Annotated in this window: 20 protein-coding genes; 1 reads left to right on the forward strand and 19 read right to left on the reverse strand. The window is 36.9% G+C overall.

From position 1 onward, the window contains the following. Positions 1-43: 43 nt before the first annotated feature. From F2B13_RS10705 to F2B13_RS10735, 6 genes are all read right to left on the reverse strand, one after another. Complete coding sequence (locus F2B13_RS10705) at positions 44-682, reverse strand: hypothetical protein (protein ID WP_149304111.1); 639 nt, start codon at positions 680-682, stop codon at positions 44-46. Beyond that, positions 666-1,181 carry an RNA polymerase sigma factor gene (locus F2B13_RS10710; protein WP_232622946.1) on the reverse strand — a complete coding sequence of 172 codons (516 nt, stop codon included), beginning with the start codon at positions 1,179-1,181 and terminating at the stop codon, positions 666-668. Before F2B13_RS10710 ends, F2B13_RS10705 begins: the two co-directional genes overlap by 17 nt. Before the next feature lie 733 nt (positions 1,182-1,914). Further along, positions 1,915-3,210: a DUF3472 domain-containing protein gene (locus F2B13_RS10720; protein ID WP_198439744.1), complete on the reverse strand. Its 1,296-nt coding sequence runs from the start codon at positions 3,208-3,210 to the stop codon at positions 1,915-1,917. Positions 3,211-3,740: 530 nt separating this feature from the next. Beyond that, a complete protein-coding gene (locus F2B13_RS10725; protein WP_198440105.1) occupies positions 3,741-5,369 on the reverse strand; it encodes a calcineurin-like phosphoesterase C-terminal domain-containing protein in 1,629 nt (542 codons plus the stop codon). A gap of 164 nt (positions 5,370-5,533) precedes the next feature. Beyond that, positions 5,534-5,881, reverse strand: coding sequence for a hypothetical protein (locus F2B13_RS10730; RefSeq protein ID WP_198440106.1), 348 nt, complete (start codon positions 5,879-5,881; stop codon positions 5,534-5,536). Between the two features lie 299 nt (positions 5,882-6,180). After that, entirely contained in the window at positions 6,181-6,864 is a 684-nt protein-coding gene (locus F2B13_RS10735) for a phosphatase PAP2 family protein (protein WP_149275069.1), read from the reverse strand. Positions 6,865-7,674: 810 nt separating this feature from the next. Here F2B13_RS10735 and F2B13_RS10740 point away from each other — a divergent pair. Further along, complete coding sequence (locus F2B13_RS10740) at positions 7,675-9,123, forward strand: CehA/McbA family metallohydrolase domain-containing protein (RefSeq protein ID WP_149275070.1); 1,449 nt, start codon at positions 7,675-7,677, stop codon at positions 9,121-9,123. A gap of 348 nt (positions 9,124-9,471) precedes the next feature. Here F2B13_RS10740 and F2B13_RS10745 read toward each other — a convergent pair whose 3' ends face one another. The 13 genes from F2B13_RS10745 to F2B13_RS10805 form a co-directional block, all read right to left on the reverse strand. After that, positions 9,472-10,083: an LbetaH domain-containing protein gene (locus F2B13_RS10745; RefSeq protein WP_149275071.1), complete on the reverse strand. Its 612-nt coding sequence runs from the start codon at positions 10,081-10,083 to the stop codon at positions 9,472-9,474. Positions 10,084-10,265: 182 nt separating this feature from the next. Continuing rightward, positions 10,266-11,354 (reverse strand): adenylate/guanylate cyclase domain-containing protein, encoded by a 1,089-nt coding sequence (locus tag F2B13_RS10750; protein ID WP_149275072.1) that lies wholly within the window; start codon positions 11,352-11,354, stop codon positions 10,266-10,268. A gap of 246 nt (positions 11,355-11,600) precedes the next feature. After that, entirely contained in the window at positions 11,601-12,413 is an 813-nt protein-coding gene (locus tag F2B13_RS10755; protein WP_149304113.1) for an SDR family oxidoreductase, read from the reverse strand. 1 nt (position 12,414) lies between these two features. After that, entirely contained in the window at positions 12,415-13,290 is an 876-nt protein-coding gene (locus tag F2B13_RS10760; RefSeq protein ID WP_149275074.1) for an SDR family oxidoreductase, read from the reverse strand. Positions 13,291-13,418: 128 nt separating this feature from the next. After that, positions 13,419-14,327: a helix-turn-helix domain-containing protein gene (locus F2B13_RS10765; protein WP_149275075.1), complete on the reverse strand. Its 909-nt coding sequence runs from the start codon at positions 14,325-14,327 to the stop codon at positions 13,419-13,421. A 219-nt stretch (positions 14,328-14,546) separates the two neighbouring features. Beyond that, on the reverse strand, positions 14,547-15,392 hold the full coding sequence (locus F2B13_RS10770) for a mechanosensitive ion channel family protein (protein WP_149275076.1): 846 nt from the start codon (positions 15,390-15,392) through the stop codon (positions 14,547-14,549). Next, positions 15,385-15,738 carry a DUF1622 domain-containing protein gene (locus F2B13_RS10775; protein ID WP_149275077.1) on the reverse strand — a complete coding sequence of 118 codons (354 nt, stop codon included), beginning with the start codon at positions 15,736-15,738 and terminating at the stop codon, positions 15,385-15,387. Before F2B13_RS10775 ends, F2B13_RS10770 begins: the two co-directional genes overlap by 8 nt. Positions 15,739-15,900: 162 nt before the next feature. After that, complete coding sequence (locus F2B13_RS10780) at positions 15,901-16,458, reverse strand: helix-turn-helix domain-containing protein (protein ID WP_149275078.1); 558 nt, start codon at positions 16,456-16,458, stop codon at positions 15,901-15,903. Between the two features lie 219 nt (positions 16,459-16,677). Next, positions 16,678-18,006 carry an alpha/beta hydrolase family protein gene (locus F2B13_RS10785; RefSeq protein WP_232622947.1) on the reverse strand — a complete coding sequence of 443 codons (1,329 nt, stop codon included), beginning with the start codon at positions 18,004-18,006 and terminating at the stop codon, positions 16,678-16,680. A 791-nt stretch (positions 18,007-18,797) separates the two neighbouring features. Further along, positions 18,798-19,307 carry a DUF4304 domain-containing protein gene (locus tag F2B13_RS10790; RefSeq protein ID WP_149275079.1) on the reverse strand — a complete coding sequence of 170 codons (510 nt, stop codon included), beginning with the start codon at positions 19,305-19,307 and terminating at the stop codon, positions 18,798-18,800. 65 nt (positions 19,308-19,372) lie between these two features. Further along, a complete protein-coding gene (locus tag F2B13_RS10795; protein ID WP_232622948.1) occupies positions 19,373-19,873 on the reverse strand; it encodes a CPBP family intramembrane glutamic endopeptidase in 501 nt (166 codons plus the stop codon). Positions 19,874-20,343: 470 nt separating this feature from the next. Further along, positions 20,344-21,519 (reverse strand): DmpA family aminopeptidase, encoded by a 1,176-nt coding sequence (locus tag F2B13_RS10800; RefSeq protein WP_149304114.1) that lies wholly within the window; start codon positions 21,517-21,519, stop codon positions 20,344-20,346. A gap of 154 nt (positions 21,520-21,673) precedes the next feature. After that, entirely contained in the window at positions 21,674-23,176 is a 1,503-nt protein-coding gene (locus tag F2B13_RS10805) for a hypothetical protein (protein WP_149304115.1), read from the reverse strand. Between the last annotated feature and the right edge of the window lie 126 nt (positions 23,177-23,302).

Consider the following 23,302-nt stretch of genomic DNA (forward strand, 5'->3'; position numbering starts at 1 on the left):
GATTTGATAATTTAATGCGAATTCTACTTTATTGATAGTAGCGTTACTTTCTCAACTCCTCCATTTCATCGAGCATACTTTCAAGTTTTCTAAATATTCGGCCGTAGACCAAATTTACATCCCATTCATAAATTTTACCACCATAACTATATATCAGAACAGCGATTAAGAGGGCTATACACCATGCAAATGTTGGAATTCCATAGAATAGATGAAATCCAGAATTCAAAATCGCCGTATTTGTACCTTCAACTGCTTTCAATGCGTGTACTATTGGCATCAAAGATGCCAAGAACGCCAGGGGATAAAAAAAACGCATTACTTTTTTATTATTTGAAATGGCCATTTTGAGCCAGTTGTTGAATGACTTGAGATAATCATAACTACTCAAACTGGTATCGATATTTATCATGGTCCTTCCTTGTCTCATACTAATCCAACACACCCCCATGAACAGAATAAATAGAAATACTCCAGTATATGGAGTCCCAAGAGCTGCATACAGCCCCAAATTCAAGAATGCAAAAACCACAATGGCATAAATATTAACTTTCATCATTCGTTTTAATTTATCGATGATAGTTTTCGATTTTTGATCGTACAAGTTATTTAGTTTAGGAGCAACGAGGGCATCACTGTCTAAAAATCCTTTTTTCCAAATAGTTTCAATTGACTTTTCCATCCAATACTTTTTTTAAACGTTCCTTTATTCTGTTAATACGTACACCGATGTTATTAGCATTAGTGCCAATAATATCTGCGATTTCCTGATATGACTTTTCTTCCAGATAAAGTAAAATCACTCCCCTGTCCACTTCAGATAATTGTTTAATGGCATCATATAACTGATTAAGGGATTCATCGCTAAACGCATGGCTTTCTTCTGTAGCTTCTTCAGGCAAGGCATCAGAAGCGAAATACTGGTGATTGTTTTTTCTTTTCTTTAGTAGCGTCAGGCATACATTCAATGAAATTCGATATACCCAGGTAGACCATTTAGACTGCTTTTTGAAGTTGTCTTTGCTCTTCCATATTTGTAAACACACCTCCTGATAATAATCTTCGAAATCCACTTGGCTATTGGTATATGCCCTGCATATCTTGATGATAATGGCCGCATAGGGTAAAATCGATGATGTATAAAAATCGCTGCTCACTGTTTTTTCTTGGTTAGTGGCCAAAGTCAAAAATTATTACACCCTATCGACTATTTTTAATTGAAATGGAGTAACCGAAGTAATGAATTCAATAGGCTTCGAGAGGGGTTGATGGTTCGATATCGGCCTGCGGACTAAACCTACTACCTATGCGCGGAATTTCGAAGGTCAAATACGCTTGCGATGAATTATACATTTGGTTGTGCTTAGTTTTTATTTTCCAACACTTAAAATGAATTCTTTTTGAAAATCCTGAATAGTTCTAACGCCATATATTCGTGACGATTTTCTTTGAAGTTGGAGTACTATTATTCCATCATTCCAGTTTTCCGATCTTTTGAAGGCATTGCAGTACATTCAACTGCAGCATTTTTAGTTTGATAGGGATTCGTAGTGCTTTACTATTTTTTCTAAGTCTGAATAACAGTTTTTCATTTGTTGTTCTATGTATCCAATTGAGGTGGGGTTTCCCTCATCGTCCATACTTACGGATCCGGAGATTTTAATGCTATTTCCGATTTTTACAATATGGGAATAACCGTATGCTTTTTCCACTTCAGGTCGCAACCGAAAATATTCAGGTTTTTCGAATTTAATTCGTACTTGTTTTTAACTTCTTTGGTTTTTTCCTTTTCATTCTGCCCACGACTTTGGAATCAAAAAGCCAAAGTAAAAGTGTTACGAATAGTGTCAGTTGGTTGGTGGTGTTTTCATAATTCAGATTGCTTCATGCTCTTTAATTCCTGTTGTCGATTCACTATTCTAACAAGGTAAAATTTATCTCTGGTTCTTGGTTTAATTTCTTTCTTTGAAATACGGTTCCGATAGGAGTATGGTCATTTGTTAAACCACAATTCTTCAGATAGAAACCAAGGCCTTCAATTCCGCCCGAATAGTCTAACCTATGGCCTTTTTTGGCTGTATTGTCCGCTGTGAACATAGCTTCATCAATTTCATGCCATCCCAAGGAATCGTAGACCCATTGATTTTGATATAGACCCCGTCTGGCAATTGCTCCCTGATCTGGAATGAAATTTTCGAGAAAGGAGTATAATCGCTTCAGGTAGGTTGTTGTTTTGGGTCTTCTAAATTGTGCAATTAAATTCCACCTATTCGACTCCGGGTCAAAGAAATACGCCACATAATCCGTATAGCCCTCATTTGAAGGCTTTGCGCCAACTAGAAACCCATAATTAATATTCGTTTTCCAATCAAAGACTTTGAAGCTTTGGCCTCCGGAGCCCTCGTTTCCAAAGGTATTCGTAATTACGTTTTCACCTTTTTTCAATAATTTAATTTGGTCTTCTTCCGGTACTTCATCCGGATTGTCTGTGGAATAGGGGCTCCAAATTGAAAAAAGTATTCTTCGTTCCGTTGGAGAATTTACTTGTATTCCAAAATATCCCTCGGCAAAACCATTCGCCATAAAATAGGAGCCTTCAACGTCTTGATGGTCGGGAATACGTAATTCACTATAAAACCATTCAACATTGGTAACGCCATGGGGTAGTGTATAATTTAAATGATCGGAAGGACCTCTTCTTCCAAAATAATACCCATCTTTTACGTATGTAATAGATTCAGGTTCTGGGGTCTGTACTAGAACCGCACGAATATCGGCATATGTACTCCCCTCTCTTTTCAAGCCCCTTATATCTATATAATGATAGCCAACTTCCGTTACGGTGAATTTTCCGATTAAGACATCATTAAACTTAGTACCGGAAAGGGTTAATCTTTTTGATTGATTCTTAAAAAGAATTTCAATCTCTGAATTTAAGGCACTTACTTTTGATGTAATGCCTAGTACGATTTCTCCAGGGGTATCCATGTGAAAAAATTTTCGAATGATTTCATTTTGGTCCGTCCAATTACTAATACCATCTGCGGTGAGGATATCAGACGATGTATACGCCTTGTCACTCATGATCCATGAATTTCCAGCTGTTGGAATGGAAATATCAAATGCAATTGGTTTTTCTTGTGCAAATACTGAAAAAAGCAGGGTATTTGCTAGAACAACTACTAAGATTATAACTGGCTTATTCATCATGTTTTTGTTGTCGAAAATGACCTGCTACACGCAGTTCGGTGCTTGCAACGGAAATATAGGGAAATCCCGCAACAATAGAGTGGATATCCGCCTTCCTATAAGATTCTCTTTATACTTCCTCGACCACAGCTCGGCATTGGACTGAGATTTTGTGGTGTTGGGAGTAAAAATTGCTTTTAGGACGGCAGTGCCCTAGGCACAAAAGACAGCCTCCGCTGAAGGTGCCCTAATTATGCGGCATATGTCCAGTGGTGAAGCCGTTTCTGGATTAATTCGGTTTGTTTATATGGTCTTTGGTTGAAATTTTTATCGTCTTATCGCTCTTGGCCATGGATTATATATTCCTAAAACATTGTCTATAACTTGATAGATCAAAAATACATGGCCTCAGACTAAAATTAGGATACTAATCCAAAATGATATTTTCCAACCTGCTTTCATTTATTAATGCACGCAAAGTCAATGGTATGACTCGTAGCTTGGCTGGGTTTTGTGCTTAGTGGGATTGTGATTTTATACAAATAGTTGCGCTATTTGATTATTTCAAACGTAAGTACTTCCTCCTCTTCAAAACCAAATTCGTCTATTGCCCAAATAATGGCACTATGCAAACCAGGTTCTAACCTTGGAAGCTCGAATTGCCAGATATGTGAGGAGGTAGCTGCGGGAGGTAAAGAATCGTCGGTACCTTTGTATTTCGTGTACTGTTTAACATAAAATGGATCGGTACGCTCCGTATATTCCAAAGGTATGGGTGCTTGCCCGTCAAGAGATATGGTGACTTGGTCGCGTTCACCTCCATCAAAGAAATTGACGACCACAAACATAGGGTCAGGCTGCACCCCACGATCAAGCACAGATGGTTGCATCGGTTCTGTTCCATTCGAAACGATTAATGGTGGATCCAGAACAATTCTCAAACGACCCTTTGATTCATTCGGGGCTGGAATGAATTGTGGTTTTACTTTATTGCCTTCGAAATGAAACAAATAATATCCGTTTGGATTACCGTCCGCCATGGTTGCAGATCGAACCCCTCGACCATCCCTGGGTCCTTGCCACCCACTCCCTCGAACTTCGGCCATAGTGTGTGCAATAAATGGGCGACCATACCAGCCATGCGAATGATCAACTTTTACCTTCCAACTGTTGCTGGTATCGTGTCCTGAAATGGTATAAACGTATTGAAAGCGCTTTAAAATGCGCAGCAATTCTTTGAAATTTACTGTATTTATAATTTTGGGAAATGTTCTTTCATTGGCGTAGGTAATCAGGGGAATATGAGTGATGATCATAATTAACTTGTCCGATGGTACATCTTTTAGGTCATTTATGATCCACTGCATTTGCTTGGTATCAATATGGCCTTCATATCCCAGACCTTTTCCCTTGAATCCTACATTGTTAAGTGCAAGAAAATGTACCTGACCGTAGTCAAACGAGTAATAGTCAGGTCCGAATACTTTTTTGAATGTTTGGGTAGCGTATTGATAGTTCGGAGATTCTAGGTTTAGGTCATGATTACCCGGTACGTTCCATATAGGAATGCCTATTTGTGACATGAGCCTATTATGACGTTCGTAAAGTCCAAGATTTTCATGGACAATATCTCCTGCAACAAGCCCGAATTTAGCTTCATAAGGATTTCCAAAAAGTTCATCAACGATATCCTTACGCATCATGTCGAGTTCCTCATTTGTCTTTGTTTGTGGATCTGCAAAGCCCATACCTCTAAATGACCTTGGTACTTTTCCTTCCAGAAGCGCAAAATTGATGGTTTCGGGTAATTGACCTGTGGGTTGAATGACCGGCCACTTCCATGCCGCTATAGAGGGTGTGCCATTCGGGTAATGGAGATAATAAAATTGGGGTAGCTGTACATCACTTAGTGGAACACTATAGCCAGCAGGCTTGGATATAGATAATATACTTTCAGGTGGAAGTTTGATTTCGTATTGCCCCTGTGCATTGGTTTTTACCACGTCTAAACCATTGGTAACCTTGACCCCTTCAATACCCTTTTCACCGGTATCGTATACGCCATTTTCATTGTTGTCAAGATAAACGACACCCTTGGCCGTACTAACTTGACCATACAAATTTGGCTGAATGGCGACTGCCATGTAAAGGAAGAGCATTAGTAGTAGGTGATTTTTCATTTTCCCAGAGGTATGGTTTTGTATTCTACTCTTATAAACAATCTTGATCGTATCGCCCATGTTTCGTATATGGGATAAGATACGTTTTTCAGCAACTAAATTAGCAATTACAAAACGCATAGAAAATGCGTACGTAATTTCATAAGTAGGCAAGAACAGGGCCATTACCTATAGTCAATATTATATGCTGGCTTTTCTACGTTCAGTTTATCAAAATATTCATTCATTTTATCGCAAATGGCATAGTATTCTAATTCTTTTGCTCGTTCATCATTCCCCATATCTGTATTGATTACTATGTATCTGCCTGTTTTTTTCTCTTTGTCAAAATACATCCAAGTTCCGACTCCTGCATCTCCTCCTGAATGTCCTATGTAACCCAATGCGCTATGACCAATGGATAGGGCAGGACTATAATCTCCATTATATGGGTTCCCAGAATTTCGCGATTCGAAGTTTTGTTCTTCTAATTGTCCGTGAAGAATTCTTTGTAGCTTTCTGTTGAAATCCATTTTCATTTATCGCTCTCGGCTTAACTCCATCAAATAGAATACCCAACAAATAGGAAGGCAATGATTCCAACCCGAAAAATATATTTTCATTTTAATAGGCAGTTGCTAGCGGTTCGTGCACGAAAAAGTGCGGGTTTACACCTAAAGATTTATCGCGGCAAAATCAGACGTAGTCAACTTACCACTACCCTGGTCAAGCCTAAAATAGCAATTAATTTGTCACCTTTTATGGCAATCGCATTTATTCCCATGGCAATATCTCCCTGAAGAAATGCACTAAAACCTCTATCAAGAGCGTATTAAAAGATGCCGTCAATCATGTAACTGATCAATCTACGACTATCTCTGAATAATGTGGCCATTTGATAACTGAGAATAAAAAAGAATACATAAAATATACCGGGGAATTTTTCAGAAAACAGGATTACTTTCTTTGATAATCTTTTGGTAATTGGTAGGCCCGAAATTAGTAATGTGATCATAATTCCGATTATAGCACCAGCGAAAATATCCGTGAAATAATGAAACCCTAGGTAAATTCTCGGAAAACAGATAATAAAAAAAACATATGCGTACGAAAGCATCCCCCATTTCTTTGAAATAAGAAAAATACCAGTGGCTAATGAAAAGAAAAGAATGGCATGGTCACTGGGAAAAGAGGTCAAGGTGTTAAGCCAAGAAATTTTATCAATTTGATAGGTAAAATCGAATTCTGGATCAAGAATAGGCCTTGCTCTATACGGAAGGAAATTATCTAAAGACCTACCGATAACTATGGCAATTATACTGCTAAACAAGGTAATAATGATTTTTTCATAATTCTGTGGACTTTTGTTTTTATCACTAAACCAAAAGTACCATAGTCCAGCTACTACGACACCTCCCTTTACGAGGCTGTTATTGACTATCAAAAACATAATTGCCGTAAAATCATCTGAACTTTGAGCGAAAGTATTTAATGTGCTAGTAATAAAATCATCCATTATTTTTCTGTTGTTTTGGGTAGTTGTTCTTCAAAAGAATGATTTCAAACGGAAAAGGGTTTAATGATAGATTCTCCCATTCTAATTTTTGTGGCATACGTATCTTTTAATAAGGCTTTGACGGCTTGTACCGTTCTTACATGCTGTGGCATCCTTAGTGCATTTAAATGTTTGCCAACGTTTCGTTTTCTTCTTCCAGCATACGTGTACTTGTCGTTCCTTGTGTCCGTTTCATTATTTGGAATACATCATTATTGCTTTTTCAACTTTCTTCTTGCCATTGTTTATTTGAAAAACATTTGGAGAGTTGTTAACTAGTGATGTTTCAATACACGCTGTTCTTCCTTCTTTTTATTTTTCCGCTTAAAAGGTATAGGTTTTTCAAGATGATGTACCGTCGCTAATACAACTATTTTTGAACCCTTTACATCGGCGTAACAAAATTTTACTTCTATTTCGTTTGAAACCATATCCTTCTTTCGACATTATCCAATGCTTTCATCATAGCCATGGGCACCTACCTTTCCTGTTAGTCCTTGGCCAAAGCCTTTGCATTTTGTTTTTACTTTTTAATACCTAAAAGCCATTCGAATTGTCGATGATGTCAAAATTCCTGGCTTCGTGCGCGTATCGGTTAGAAATCAGATCATTGTATACTTTCAGCAGCAAAGAAGTACACACGGTCTTTCAATGGTATCGGTATCCGTTCACACTATGATCTTAAGGGGATAATGGTTTAATAAAATATCTCTCTCCACAAAATACTATCTTTATGGCCTAATTTAAATTCAAGGTTAACCTGTCCATCCTATGCGTCTCCTTTTCTCAACTCCGTTTCAATCATCCTTTGTTTTTCAATCCCTTCTGTTTCTGATGCTTGTATTTCAGCATCCAGCTTTAGCACAGGATAATTCCGACCGTACATGGTTGGCAGGAGATCATCATATTCATTCCAGATATAGTGTAGGCTGGGATCGAAAGGAAAATCCCCCTGCCCCTATTAAAGGAGGCGATGCCATTTATCCAACTCCCATGAATGCCTTAAATGCCAAGTATTATGGACTTTCGTGGATGGTCACTACCGATCATGGTGGCCCAAATCACAGTAAAGTTAACCTGGAAATGGCGTATCCCGAATTGGTGTATTCCAGAAAAGTGGTGCCCGAGGTGATTCAATTTTATGGGATGGAATTTGATACTCCCGGCGCCGATCACTCCAGTTTAATTATACCGCATTCGCACGATGAATCTACCCACTTACACAGCATAGAATCTCAATTCAATAAAAGAGAACCTTATCCGTCTGATTCCACTTGGGATACCGAACCAAGAATGCTTGAAGCATTGGCCTTTATGGATAAAATGATCACAAAACCGGTGGTTATTGCCAATCACCCTTCCCGATCCGCATCAGATTTGGGCGTGTATGGAAAAGATGATCCTGCCGAACTTCGGGACTGGAATGATACGGCCCCTGACATTGCCGTAGGTATGGCCGGAGCACCGGGTCACCAAGCGGCTACCTTAAATCCTGACCGTACTTTTCGGGAACGTTCCCGGGGCGGATATGGCCAATTTCCTACTATGGGAGGTTTTGATCAGATGACTGCTAAAGTAGGCGGATTTTGGGATTCCATGTTGGGCGAAGGTCGCCATTGGTGGATCACCGCCAACTCCGACTCCCATGTGAACTGGCGCGAAGGCGGAAGCGATTTCTGGCCGGGCGAATATTCCAAAACCTATGTTTTTGCCCATAAAACGCACGACGATATTATGGATGGCATTCGAAATGGCCGCGTTTTTGTAACGCTGGGAGATTTGATCTCAGAGCTCTATGTTAGGGCAGAAGGAGGCCATCATACGGCTGATATCGGGGGTACAATTCATGTGGCCAAGGGCGAAGATGTAACGGTTACCATTCGTTTTAAAGACCCCGACACCTTGAATTCATGGCAACAAAACCCTGAAGTTGCCCGTGTTGATTTGATTATGGGAGAAGTAAGAGGGCCGGTTAACGATCGAAATGGTGACAACAATCCTACCACAAAGGTTATGGCACGCTTTACCGCGTCTGATTGGGCGGTCAATGGTGCGTATAGGGAGATAACATACACGATTTCGGAGCTGGATAAAGCAAGCTATATCCGTATCAGAGGTACCAATAGTAAGGAACTCGAACCTCAAGAAGATGAAAGAGGAGAAAGTCCGTGGGATGAATTATGGTTCTACTCAAACCCAATATTTATTGATATAGAATGATCCGCACAGGATGATATAATCTGGCAGGGAAGTTTTAAATAGTAAGTACAGGAGCATTGATATACTGTCCTCCAACGTATATCGCTTCTATAGCCGGTAAGGTCAGAATACCTAGACTAAAACGATTAAACGAGGGTACTCGAAAGTTCACACAGGGTGGCAAAATCTCTGGCCGGTACCATGGCACGGGCGACTACGAGTAAATTGCGGTTTTAAATCGTTAGGCCACGTTTTTTATTACGTTCTCTAGTCGGTTCACATTTTCGAAGTTTTTATGAAGCCATTACTTTTAATATATCACTTTATGCCCTATTTGTTATAGGTGTTGTTGTAGCCAGTTTTTTTCCGTTATAGTTGCTCAATTAATTCCAATCGTTTCACAATCGACTTTTTTTCAAGAATTGTTCCTGGGGACAAAACTGCATTCGCACCTATTCTCGAACTATCACCGACCAACGCTCCGAATTTTTCGACTCCGGTATCGATTACGGTATTGTTGTATTTTACTAGAATCCTTTTGTCCGCTCTTTCATTGTAATGGTTCGCTGCTATTGAACCTCCTTCGAAATTAACTTTTTGTCCAATTATACTATTCCCTATATAGTTTAAATGTGCAATGGCCGTTTCCGCACAAATTATGCTGCTTTTAATCTCAGAACTTGGTCCAATATTCACGGATTTATCTAAGAATACTCCTTCTCTAAAATATGCGTTTGCTCCGATGCGACAATTTTCCATTGCTATAAAGGGTTTTTTAAATGTAACTCCTTTTTCTACAATTACAGATTTATGGATTGCTATTCCGTCAGAAACCTTAAATTCCGTTCCGAGTAAGGGAAGTATTTTCTCAATGATTTTTTTCAGATTAATTGTCAATTCCCACGGTGCTAAGTTTTGCTCCGTTTTCAGAAATTCCGGAAGGTTTGATATGAAATTCTTAATGTCCACTTTCTGTTGCATTTGACACTATTTATAACGTAAAAAAATTCAACAATTTAAGTCTAGTTTTGATTTTTGTACATGTGTTACAACCGGCCTGTATATGACGCATTTCAATGCGCTATATACCTTTGTTCAAATTCGTTTTATATCTTATTGTATTTATTCTGGATTTTCTGATTCAAAAAATAACGCTTATTTTATCACGAAAGAATGGTAAACAATTCCATACTCTCCTTTCTTCCTCTCAATTCATTTTTCCCTAATGATTTAATCTGACTATCAGAATTAAGATCTAACTTTTTTATCAAATCAGCTGAAATTAATAAATCGACCTTATAATCGTTACAAAGTCCCTGAATTCGAGCAGTCGTGTTGAGCACGTCCCCTGTGAAAATAATGTCTTTTTTTATAACTCCAATTTCCCCTGTGGTGACCTCTCCCAGATGAAACCCTACTTTGAATGTCGGCACTAGGTCAAATTTTTTATGGTACTTTTCAGCTTGATTTTTGAGGTTTTTTTTCATGTCAGAATAGCATTGTATGCAATTGTTCCTTCGTATTCCGTTATCCAATGTCCATGACACAATAATTTCATCTCCAACATACTGATATATTTCTCCTGAGTATTTAATTACAGATTCAGATAAATCTGAATAATATTCGCTAAGCATTTCGAAATACTTGACATGACCAAGCTTCTCAGCTATGGTGGTAGAAGATTTCATATCCAAAAACATAAATATTCTCTCTTCTATGGTTGGCCTATGATATTTTCCGGTAAAAAAATTTTTCAGAACCCCTTGTCCGATGTTTTCACTTATTTCAAAGTAGAAGAGGGATACCCCAAGTGTAAGAGCTGTGTAAATTTCTACACTTAAATAGGCAAAACTGGTTAAAAATATACCCAACCTGTCCCAAACAATTGGGTCAAAAAGGTTTTTCTGAAGCTCCAGGGCGGTACCAGATGAAAAAGCAATCACAGTGAAAGTGAAGTTCATCAAGACATATATTAGTGTTTTGTACAATATCTTTTGCCCGAAACTTTTATTTATGAATTGATTATTTAAATAGAGTATTTCAATAGCTCCTATAAATAGACCTACAGCAGCAAAAGACAGACTGAATAACAAGCTAATTTCAAACTCATATGGGATGCCTGTTGAGGGGTGGTAATCTAGTTCACCAAGTATTCCTTTCTCGATAAGCGCATAGACCAAACCAAAAACAAACCAGATTAATCCAAAAGGAATGATTCGCGAAATGTTTCTCTGGTTTTTTGGTGATAGCATTTTTTGAATTGAAATATAGGTTTAGAAATATTCTAACTAAAAAGAATAATATTTTACCTTTTATGCTCTACTTTGTCATCAAAATATTTCATTTTCATCAAAATTATATACAGCGGTTCGTATATGATTAGTTGCAGACTTTTCCAACGGAAAATGTCCGTCTGACCTTAAAGATAATTTATTGCAGGAAATTGACCAGTTGAATTTTCGACCACAATTAAATATACACCGTGTTTGCTACCCTTTTTAGTTCCCTAATTGGCTGTTCATCATTTTGAAAAATTCATCATCTGTCATCTTTTTTCTACTGTCTAGTAAGAAGTTTGCGTCATCACCTGCTCTATATCTTAGTTGTTCACTATCATCGGTTACTGCTTTAAAAATAACTTCTGCAACCAAACTTGGTGGTGTAACGGTGTTATTAGGATTCTGCCATTGTTGCATTAAGGCATTGATGAGGGGTTTGTATTCTTCAATTTCTCCAGCTTGAAAATCAAAGGAACGACCACCAAAATCCGTTGCAATAAACCCAGGTTCCACAATCTTCACTTTTACCCCAATTGCTGCCATTTCGTAATGCAATGATTCGGAAATACCTTCAACTGCAAATTTGGTTCCGTGATAGAGCGAACCTAATGCAAAAGTCATTTGTCCGCCTATTGACGATATATTGACAATAACTCCATCTTTATTTGCTCTGAAATGTGGGATAATGGCTTTGGTTACGTCCATTAAACCAATAACGTTAGTATTGAATTGCTTTATGATGTTTTCTCTAGGGAATGATTCCAAAGGTCCATAAGCTCCATAGCCTGCATTGTTGACAATTGCGTCTATTCTTCCAAATCTTGAAATACCATTATTAATAGCATGGTCTATGGATTCTAAATCGAGAACATCCAATTTTTCCAATTGTACATTCTCTAGCTCATTGAGTTCGGTTTCTTTTTCGGGAGTTCGCATGGTGGCTATTACGTTCCATCCTTGTTTTTGAAAATGAATGGCTGTGGCTTTGCCAATTCCGCTGCTTGCTCCTGTTATTAATATCGTCTTGCTCATTTTAATCTTTGTTTAGTGTTAGTAGATTGTCCACACCGTTGGCCGTGTAGATGGTCTTGGTGGTTTCGTTCAATGCTTTGTTGTAATTCTCGATGGTTTCTTTTAGACCAGAAAAATCAACCACCGTTCTAAATGGTTTTTCGCCAAAAGGGGTGTTTACCAAATTGACAATTGCTTCTGCCACTCGTTCAGGTCGTTGTTCCGGTATGGATTCGAGATAAGCCACATAGCCATTTATAGAGGTTTCAGGAAGGCTTGCCATTTCGCCGTACTGATTCATTCGTTCTGTATCGCTTGGTGGTATCATTCCGCCCATAAAACCTGTTGGGAACCCGCCAGGCTCTACAATGCATGATTCTATTCCAAAGCCTGAAAGTTCTGCCCGGTATCCTTCTGCCAAAGATTCCAATGCATATTTTGAAGCCGAGTAAGAAGCTAAAAAAGGTGTTGTTACCCTGCCTATGCAGCTTGAAGTATGAATGATAGTTCCTTTGCCCTGTTGTCTCAAATGAGGTAGTACCGCTCTCATGAGTCGTTGCACGCCAAAGACATTTACGTCAAACATTCTTTGAATATCATCAGGTGTAAAACATTCAAGGATGCCATTTGCTCCGATTCCTGCATTGTTGAATACAGTATCCAAACCTCCCATTGTTTCGATGGCAGATTTTATACCTGTTTCGACGCTTTCCTCCTGGGTTACGTCCATTTCAACCAATACGACACCTTTAGATTTTAATTCATTGGCGATGGATTCATTTTTTCCTTTAAGGGAACGCATAGTGCCCACGACCTGATGGCCATTTTCCGCTAATTGGATACACGCTAAACTTCCAAAAGCTCCGCTTGCTCCCGTAACTAAAATTTTATGTTTCATCTTTTTTGTTTTTAATGAGTTGATGAAACAAATATCAGTTCAATTTAAAAGACCCATTAACACGAAAAGTGGAAGGTTAAACACAAATCGCAGAAACAAAAAATGGAGCTGTTTAGGCTTCATTGCTGCTAATTGAGTTGCCTGAATTCTTGGGGTGTTTTCCCTGTTTTTTGTTTGAACAACCTCCCGAAATAGTGAGGGTAATTAAAACCTAACGTATAGGCAATTCCGCTAACGGAATCGGTGGAGCTGAGTAGCAAATGCTTTGCCTTGTCCACCAAAAAGTCATTAATATGGTCTTTTGCGGAACGCCCTGTTTCCTTGGTAAGGAGGTCACTCAAATAGCTGGGCGATAAATGACAATGTTCCGCTAAATACTGAATGCTTGGCTGTCCTTTTTGTATAAGCTGATTTTCTGAATAGTACTCTTTCAGTAACACCTCCACCTTTGAGACAACATCAATGTTACTTGCTGCACGCGTATTGAATTGCCTTTCGTAAAATCGTTTACTGTAATTGAGCAATAATTCAATATTTGAAACCAACACGTGCTGGCTATGGTTGTCAATACGCTCTTTAATTTCATCTTGTATCAGCTGAACGATTTGATTGAGGGTATTTTGTTCGTTTTCTGAAAGATGCAAGGCTTCGTGAACCTCATAATTAAAGAAGTTGTAAGTGTCAATTTTTGAACCAAGTGATGTATTTCTGATAAGGTCTGGATGAAAGTAGAGCATCCAACCCTTTATTTCGTTTAATGCTTGCGGCTTTTTAACGGTAATCACTTGTTTTGGTGCGGTAAAAATTAAAACACCATCATCAAAATCATAGGAATTTCGCCCGTAATCAATTCCGCAACTTGCATCTTTTAGGGCAATGCAGTATAAATCTGCAGAAAAACGTTTTCCTACGGTTTCCTCTCCATACGCAAGTTTCTGAGTATCCAATATGGTGATTAATGGGTGTGTTGGCTTATCCAGGCCAAATACAGCTCGAATTTCAGTGATTGATTTTGAATGGATAATAGTCGCGCCCATTTTATTTTTTTTCAAAATTACGATTGCGTCATGAAGTTTCTTAACACAAATCGCTGAATGAACAACACGTTTTGGTTTTAATTGTAGCTAGGGGTTCGGCTGGTAGAAGTCCCGTGGTTTAGCACTTAACTTTATAAAAACACACCAAACTGGAAATCCTTGCGGATTTTCAGAAGTAGGCGAGAACGGGCAATTACTTATAGCCACTGTTGTGCGTGGTTATTTTTCATTTTTGATAATCACATTTTGATATTTAAACGGAATTTCAATATCCTCTTTATCAAACCTCTCTTTTATACTTCTAATAGTGTCACAATATAAAATGAAACCATTGGAATTATTTTCCGCGTAAGCCCAAGCTTTTAAAGAAACAGATGAATCGTCCAATGAAATAACCCTTGAAGTAACTAGTGGCACATTATTATTTTTGTCCTCCTCATTACGTATATCTATAAATAATGGATGTTTTGATATTTCTTCTTCCATTATTTTAAGTGCTTTTCCGATATCAGAACTATAACCTATTCCAATTTGTATGTTTTTACATACTCTAGTATCCTTAAGATTGGTGTTAACAATGACTTGTGAGCTTATTACCGAATTGGGAACTATTACACGATTATTTTCTAAGTCTTTAAGAACGACTTGTCTTAAATTTATTTCTTCAACTGTTCCTGTGTAATTATTAAAAGTAATTCTATCATTTATTCTAAAAGGTTTAAAAAGCACGATTAAGAAGCCACTCATAATATTACTTAATGCTTGTTGTGAAGCTAAACCTGCTACTAATGATAAAATTCCTGCACCGGCTAGTAGAGAATGACCTATTATTTTTAATTCAGGAATTTGCACTAACGCAAATGAAATTCCAACAATATAGATTACTGCAATTATAAATTTCTTAGCAAAAAGAAAACTTGTTGGATCTAAATGTTTTGTAGCGGTATTTTTCTTAATGTACCTATTGGTTATATAATTAAAAGTAAATGCAATTAAAACTGTAAGTGCAACTATTACAGTAATGTGTATTGCAATTCCTGATTCGGAAACTAGGTTCTTAAACATTTATTTTGTCCTTTTTCTGCCAAGGAAATTTTCCTTCTAATTCAACCTGTAATGATAGACTTAAAAAAGTTCTAATGATGACTATTAAACCCAAAATTGAAACTGATTTTAACGAGGGCTCGGTTACTACGGTCGCAATTATATCTGCTGCAATTAATATTTCTAGACCTAAAAGTATTGACTTTCCGACTGCTTGTCTAAGTTCTACATAACTAATAGGTTCTTTGCTTTTTATTAAAAGTATAAATTTTCCAATTGAATAAATCGAACCTAAAAAAATAGTTAAAACGCCAATAGCTTCAATTATTGTTGCTACGTAATCAATGTATATTTTGACATTTTCCATTTACTTATGAAGTTTCTGTTTACTTGCCCGCAACGGACGGGAATGATTCGTTGTGGACTCTTCCAAAGGAAAATGTCCGCCTGACGTTAAAGATAATTGATTGTTGGAATTTTAAGGTGGAAATTCCGCCGCAATGGATTAAAGGTTTTGTGGTAAAACGTTTTATTCCCGATTTATCAATCTAGAACCAAAATAAAGTACAGATAGACTTATCAAGAGGCAGGGAAACAAGCCAGTTTCAAATCCAAGTTGAAAACCTTGCGATATCATGACTAAGATGAAATATGAGATATATCCAAAGCCAAATTTCAGCATGCGCTCCAATCCGCTCATTTTGGGAGTCGAAGCTACTATGAAAAATGGAAGGAAAATACTTAATAATAATCCACCGAATTCACTGTTTATGTTAGCCCCTGAGTCCAATGTCAAATACCCTATTATTCCCATTAATACCAAGTTTAGGGCAACAAGAAAAAGTCCGTTTGCGATTTTTGTCCCAACATTCATTTTATTCTGGGCATTGGCGTGAGCTAATACTTTTCTAATATCTATTTGCAAAACTTCACAAATGAGAATTAGTGTTTTGCCTCGGGGTTCATTTTTGTTATTCTCGATCCTTTGAATTGTCCTCAAGTTTATTTGAGACTTTTCAGCTAATTCTTCTTGGGTTAAGCCCTGAATCTTTCTAGTTTCACTAATTTTTTTCGCAATTAAATTCATTTGCCATATGATTTTGAACCTGTTCTAAAATAAATATTTATTTGAAAGATGATACCGTCTTGGGTCGGATTTATAGAAGACATTTGAACTGTCGTTAAACTTATTCTAAATGTGTTACAACGCTGATTCTGTTCATAGTAGGTGATTGCTGGCTTCCAACTTGTCAAACTGTTACGAATTTGAAGCGGGCTACAACTCTTAAATTTACTACTATATCGCTTATTTTGTATATTCTTTGTCAAAAACAGTATTTATCCAATCTTCTATCGTTCCCAAATAATCAGGATGCAATTTAGACCAATAAGGAAAATCGTTTTCTTCAATTTTATACATTGAATGAGAGGCTCCTTCCAATAACACGGTTTTATAATTATCATTACTTGATTTTGCTAGTGCCTCTGAAATGATTGCATGACTATTCACAGGTATTATTTCATCCCTCGTTCCTTGCAGAATTAAGATTGGTTGCTTTGTTCTTTGAAAGTAAGGAATGGGACTGTAGCAAAGTTTTTTATCTATTTGCACTTCATCCAGATTTGGCACCCATACATTGGCAAACCACGAATAAGATTTTGCATTATCTATAGCCTTTTCTACATCTGTTCTAGATAGTTTACCTGCTATAAATTCAAAAACCTTTCGTTGAAATTTGGTAGCGGCTTCAATATCATTTTCGATTATTTCTGCATTTCTATTTTTCCAATAATTTAAATCGCTTTCGAGCAATGAAACTCCGGGACAACTTACGGCAACACCATATTCCAGACTTTCCAATTCATTTAAGACATACGGTATTTTAGTAGCACCTTGGCTACTACCTTTAATTCCAATGTTCGTAAGAGAAATACCTGTCCTTTCAGAAAAGAACTTGATTGCATGGATATCATCCATCACAAGTTCTTCAATCGTTGCTATTTGCCAATCGCCTTCCGAATTTCCAGTTCCTCTTTTGTCATAATGAAATGTTGTATATCCCCTTTGTGCAAATAGCTTAACCTCTGCTCTTGAGGCACTTCGGTCTGCATTACCAGATGAAGTCAGAATTACTATTGCCTTATTTCCTTCATGCTTTGGATACCAAATAGTTCCATTTATTTTTAATTCATTGGATTCAAAACTAACATCTTCATTTTTGGGGTATTGGTCGTTACTTGGCAACTCCTTTTCTAAAGTGTAAGGAACTGTAATTGAGTCTACAGTGAGAGCTCCCTGAAGTTTGTTGTTATTTTCAATCCATTTGTTTCTGAAAGAGTAAGTGTAAAAATCGCTTTGTAACTTAAAATTTATTGAATCTCCCTTTATTTCAACATTTTGAAATGGAATTCGATGGGCATTTTGTTCTAAACTTGTGAAGAAAACCTTGAAACTGGTTGAATCTTGCTCAATTTCAAAGCTTATCTGATCTAAAAAATTTCCGTGACTGAAAACACCGCTATAACTTCCTGTCTTATCTCCATTATTAATATCCTTGTTTGAATTACGAGAAAATATTCCAAATGCTATAAAGATTATTGTTATCCTTTTCAAACGTTGAATATTCAGTTTCATGTTATTTTGTTTCTAACGGCGGTCTGACGGTTTGTGTATAATTAGTTGCGTGGCTAAGCACTAATGTAATAAACAAACACGGACCCGATAAAATTCCGTAGGAATTTTACAATCAGGCACTTGCCATAGCAATAAATATAAACGTAGTTGGCGAGTGAATTTTTTCTGCTATTTTCATTTGGTCAGGAATTGAATTTCGACTTGGTCGAAGAATCTTTAATGTAAAATATTCCTAAAAATAATGGAGCCTAGAAGCACGCAATGGCAAATACTGCGAAGAATACAACTCCTAGAAATGCCGATATAAAAGAGCTAATCATTATTAATAAGGTGACAATAGCATACATAGGAGATACAATACCCCCTTTGTTACATCCTTGTTGAAAATAGATTATTAAAATACGCATCTGAAATAATGCACCAACTTTAAATAGATATAAAGGCGTTCCGCGGATCGTCTTAAACACATATAGTTGTTCATCTATAACACTGAGAGCATTGTAATAGCTTCCAAGACTTATGATTAATGATACAATTGGCAATAGACGACCTATTATGAGATATATTGATCAAAAAAGACTTCATAGGATGCCGACATAACGGATTTCAGAATTAATTTGATTTTCCATATTTAAAGGTGGTTATTAATATACTTGCCAACCGTCTACGTATGATTAGTTGCGATTTTTAGAACGGGCATTGTCTCGTTGTATTCCCGATAATCGATTGCAGGATTTTCCGGCAGGGAAATCTGCTAGCAAGTGAGTCTACATTTTGTAGGCAGGCTTTTCTTATTTTTCCTCAGTTATTCCAAGTTCCTTTATTTGTCTCTTTAGATGTTCACCCCAAAATGTGAATTTTCCGTAGAATTCGATGCAGTCATGAATTGTTTTGGGCTTGTCAAGCTCGGTCAATATATATTCTTCAAGATCAAAAACTAAAGAATCGTTGAATTCGTCCAAGTTGGTATTGTCAGTGATGGAGTAACCTTGATTGTCTCCAAATTTTCGTTGCTTTCTGTCTGGTAGAAAAGCTCCTTCGTCAAGGTGCACAGTCAGGTCATTGTAAGTTGCTTTCATCTTTTTCTCGTCCTTCAATGTTGCCTTTAATGCTATTCCGATGTTAAACCGAAAGTTTAAACTGTCTATTGAGTTCCATGAATAATTCTGAAGGTTAATCACATTGAAAAATTCTCCTTTATCTTGCCACCAGGTTTGTCCAGAAGTCTGATAGCCCCATTCCTTTAGCTTCGGTTTGAGGACGGCCTTGATGAATTCCCTCTGTTTGTCTTTCGCAGTCATTTTTTTTAGCTCGCCTACGACGTGTTTGTATAAGATGAGTTACGTTGTTAGGCGCTGTGTTTTATTTATAATTTTTCTTTGATCGCTTTTCTCCAAAAGTAAATTCCAAAAACAGAAGTTACAATTGCAAACATAATTCCGTTTTCGCCAAGCCAATGTTCGGGTCCTTCGGTTTTCATTGTTAGAGGTGGTAATATTTTTTGAATATACACATTGCTTACTGCGTGAAAAATTACTGCTGGCCATAGACTTTTAGATTTAAAAGTATAGTAGCTCATAATGAATGACATAGAGATAATTACTGTAAAGAATGTTATAAATTCCAATAGCATATTATTACTATAATAAACAAGCAGTGGCCAATGCCAAGCAGCCCAAATAAATCCGCTAAAAATTGATACACCGGTAAATGAAAGAACCTTTCTCAATTCATAGATAAAAAAACCTCGCCACCCAATTTCTTCTCCCAAAGTTGTTGCAGAGGCTCTTATCACTTCTATAGTACCCAATAAGATAATTGCTATTATTGTTATTGCTGTTGGATCTAATGTACCTATTCCAAACAAACCAAGTTCTTTTCCCCAATTTGTCAGTGCTTCTCCATTGACTAAACTTCCAAATCCGAAAATCCAAATTAATATTTAAGTTGTTATACCGTAAAATGCAGGAATGAAATAAGACAATCGAATATATTTCCAATCCCCCCAATTCCAATTTAGTGATGAAATTTTACGCCCTTTTATTTTTAAGGTAAAAATTGTAGCAATTGCAGGACACCACATGATAGCGCCAACATAGATTCGTGAAGGATATAAATTTACTATGGCATAATGGAAAGGTGATGTAATAAGAATGACGATGGCAAGAAACAGAAAGATTGTTTTCCACGTTTCTTTTCGTTCCAATGAATTTTCTAGTATTAGGTTTTAATAATTGGTTTGTTTATGGAAGACGAAGCGGTCGTGGCTTTGTTACATTGCGCCTAACGTTTGGTATATGACGCGTTTCAATGCGCTATATACATTGTCGTACCAGATTATTCTTTGATCTTATTATACTTTTTTAATGTCTTTATGAGTAAATCGTGAGGCAAGGCGTACGCTTTATTTCCATTGATTCCTTCCATGGTTTCAGCAGCTACCATCGCATTGATAATCGCCTCCTCAACGGCCTGAACGGTTGCTTCAAAAACCGGCATTAGTTGATCATTAGGCATTGATTCAACTGTTGCAGTTTCATCTCGATTAAATGCATTTTCATTGGCAGTTGAGAAGGCTAAAAAAATATCACCAGAACCATTACTTCCTCTTCCGCCCACAATGCCAACACCTAATGGAATTCTTTGGGCAATTCTTTTTAACTGGTGTGGCAAAAGAGGTACATCTGTCGCGACTATTACTATAATAGAACCATCGCCTTCTTTTCTCCTTGATTTCGGTGGCGCATTGAATATATAATTTAAAGTGTCTTTTAATTCAATACCGACCGGAGCACCTGCGATTGATAGGTTTCTTTTAGCTCCAAAATTGGATTGGACAATTGCGCCAACTGTATATGTTGAATCCTTAATTTTAAAAACTCTTGAAGACGTTCCTGTTCCTCCCTTAAAGCCCAAGCACATCATTCCTGTTCCTCCACCAACATTTCCTTCTAAAATTTTTCCGCTCGATGAATTTTTTATTGCTTCCAATACATTTTCTTCTTTGACGTGAAAACCATAAATGTCATTGAGGAATCCATCATAAGTTTCAGCTACTACTGGATAGGTGTACCACCAATCTTCTCCACTATACCAATCCGTATCTACATACCATTTCAATACTGCGTCTCGAACAACTCCAACACTATTGGTATTGGTTATCATAATTGGTGTTTCTAAAAATCCTGATTCGGTAACCCAAGTTGTACCCGTCATTTCTCCATTTCCATTAAGACTGTACCAATTGGCGTAAACTGGACTAAACTTTTTAGCCTTGCCTCTCGGAAATATGGCAGTAACTCCAGTTCTTATAGGTCCCTTGCCAATAATATTTTCCCCCTCTCCAGAAATTATAGTGCTATATCCTACTTCAACACCTTCAACATCTGTAATAGCATTGAATTCTCCTGTTGTACCAACAAATGGAACCCCTAAATCTCTTGCTCTTGGTTTTTGTCCATAAGAATGCGAACAAATTATTATTACTAAAAAAACTGTACATATTCTTTTCATATGGGTGGGTTTATAATGTGGTACAACGTCAAGGGTACGTCCCGTTGCTTTTAAAGCCCAGGCCAGACTTGGGATGATTTATAAAAACCTAAGATAGGAAATTAGTACAAGTGATTGGAAGCAATGGGTTATAGGCGTTGTTGTACGCAGTTTATTATTCGTTATAAATTGTTAGTTCGACATGTCTTTTCCTGTATTCCAAAACAACTGTTATATCTCCTTTAGTCCATTGAAGTTCAATTACATTTTTGTCGGTTTTATAGTCGTTCGGTTCTCCTAATTTTTCTTTCAGATACTCTGAAATCCAATCAATTTTTTGTTTGTAAATAGTTTCTGTTTTCTCTTTACTGGACATTGAATAAATAACGTCAGAAATACTTTGATTTTGGTTTCTGTTTTTTATCCACTCAAAATTTACTAAATGAATTTTCTTGTCATTTTCCGAATAGTAATACATCGTTATAAGTCTCAAATTTTCATTTTCGCTTTTTCGGTATATTCTAGGTGTCCCAACATCTCGACCATCCAGGCGATAAGTTGATATTTTGTGCTTTTGGGTAATGTCTGTTGCAGACATCTCAAGCTCAATTTTGTCAATTTGTTCTAAAGACAATGAACTAAAGTCTGAATAATACTTTTCAAAAGTATTTTCAAACCACATATTCATTTTTTCCTCTCCAAATTCGGGTTCTTTATATGTATTATTGAAATAGGTTACTTTAATATTTTTTCTGTTAATTTCTATGATTCCATACTTAGGATCTTTGGCCGTTCGAAATTGAATTGACTGAAAGTTGTTGTTTTGAACTGGGTTTCTTGTGTCGTAATACCATCGGAATGGACTGATTTTAGATTCAAATTCGTAAATAGGAACTAACTTTTTGTTTTCGACAACCCCAATCTTGGTAGAAACACTGTCTTTGTATAAATGGTAGAGTTTGTCATTGGAAATGAATGAAGTTGCTATCGAAAAAGTTGGATTGAAAAAGTCCTTATCCTCGTATTCAAATATTATTTCAGCACCATTTGTAGAGTAATTGCCATTTCTATGAAATCTTTCTTCAAGTACTGCTTTTTGATAGATGTAAGGTTCGTTGCTTTTATCTAACATTTCCGGATTATCAATTTTCAGGACTGAATTTCTTGTAGTTAAATAGTACGATTCTTTTAATTTGTTCACCACTGGTGTTGTTGCTCCAATCTCAAATTGATTATTAGTCTGCTTGTTTTCAAACCAAGTAACTCCACCCCATTCTCCAAAATCGAGAGAATAAACAGAATAATTTTTATCCTCAAAATAAAGGTCAATTCCTTTATTAGTTTCTATCCAAGTTTTGCGGGGCTTGTCAAGGTAATAGGTGTTGTGGTCATAATATTCTGTCGTAAAAATGGTGTCATTTTTCAAATAAAGGTCGTAATAAGTTTTCTGTAGTTTTCTTGGAACTTCAATTTGGTTTTCGATTTTGCCGTTTTCGTTAAGTATGTAAAAGTGATGATTTGATGCAGAACTAAATCTGTCATTGTCCGTTTCGAAATAGCAATAGAATTTATTGTCATATTTTAACCAAGGACCGGGTCTTCCCGGGATATTAATCTCAACATTTTGACTTCTTACATTTAGTTCTTGCGGTTGGCAAGAAGTTGTTATAAATGTCAATATTAATATTTGGAAGGCGCTTCTCATAAATGTCACGTCCTAAAATACGGCTACAGATTAATAATTTGTTTTAGGCGGCATTTTGGTGCACGTAATTAGGTGTTCCGTAATTTAAAGATAAATGCA

Origin of the sequence: Pareuzebyella sediminis (assembly GCF_008367235.1) — a bacterium.
GTDB lineage: Bacteria > Bacteroidota > Bacteroidia > Flavobacteriales > Flavobacteriaceae > Pareuzebyella > Pareuzebyella sediminis.

Bases quoted from the DNA above. Each gene is read 5' to 3' on its own strand.
- F2B13_RS10725 (WP_198440105.1), bottom strand. From the start codon at position 5,369: ATGAAAAATCACCTACTACTAATGCTCTTCCTTTACATGGCAGTCGCC.
- F2B13_RS10730 (WP_198440106.1), bottom strand. From the start codon at position 5,881: ATGGATTTCAACAGAAAGCTACAAAGAATTCTTCACGGACAATTAGAA.
- F2B13_RS10760 (WP_149275074.1), bottom strand. From the start codon at position 13,290: ATGAAACATAAAATTTTAGTTACGGGAGCAAGCGGAGCTTTTGGAAGT.
- F2B13_RS10750 (WP_149275072.1), bottom strand. From the start codon at position 11,354: ATGCTATCACCAAAAAACCAGAGAAACATTTCGCGAATCATTCCTTTT.
- F2B13_RS10755 (WP_149304113.1), bottom strand. From the start codon at position 12,413: ATGAGCAAGACGATATTAATAACAGGAGCAAGCAGCGGAATTGGCAAA.
- F2B13_RS10735 (WP_149275069.1), bottom strand. From the start codon at position 6,864: ATGGATGATTTTATTACTAGCACATTAAATACTTTCGCTCAAAGTTCA.
- F2B13_RS10775 (WP_149275077.1), bottom strand. From the start codon at position 15,738: ATGGAAAATGTCAAAATATACATTGATTACGTAGCAACAATAATTGAA.
- F2B13_RS10785 (WP_232622947.1), bottom strand. From the start codon at position 18,006: ATGAAACTGAATATTCAACGTTTGAAAAGGATAACAATAATCTTTATA.
- F2B13_RS10765 (WP_149275075.1), bottom strand. From the start codon at position 14,327: ATGGGCGCGACTATTATCCATTCAAAATCAATCACTGAAATTCGAGCT.
- F2B13_RS10780 (WP_149275078.1), bottom strand. From the start codon at position 16,458: ATGAATTTAATTGCGAAAAAAATTAGTGAAACTAGAAAGATTCAGGGC.
- F2B13_RS10740 (WP_149275070.1), top strand. From the start codon at position 7,675: ATGCGTCTCCTTTTCTCAACTCCGTTTCAATCATCCTTTGTTTTTCAA.
- F2B13_RS10790 (WP_149275079.1), bottom strand. From the start codon at position 19,307: ATGACTGCGAAAGACAAACAGAGGGAATTCATCAAGGCCGTCCTCAAA.
- F2B13_RS10770 (WP_149275076.1), bottom strand. From the start codon at position 15,392: ATGTTTAAGAACCTAGTTTCCGAATCAGGAATTGCAATACACATTACT.
- F2B13_RS10800 (WP_149304114.1), bottom strand. From the start codon at position 21,519: ATGAAAAGAATATGTACAGTTTTTTTAGTAATAATAATTTGTTCGCAT.
- F2B13_RS10720 (WP_198439744.1), bottom strand. From the start codon at position 3,210: ATGATGAATAAGCCAGTTATAATCTTAGTAGTTGTTCTAGCAAATACC.
- F2B13_RS10705 (WP_149304111.1), bottom strand. From the start codon at position 682: ATGGAAAAGTCAATTGAAACTATTTGGAAAAAAGGATTTTTAGACAGT.
- F2B13_RS10745 (WP_149275071.1), bottom strand. From the start codon at position 10,083: ATGCAACAGAAAGTGGACATTAAGAATTTCATATCAAACCTTCCGGAA.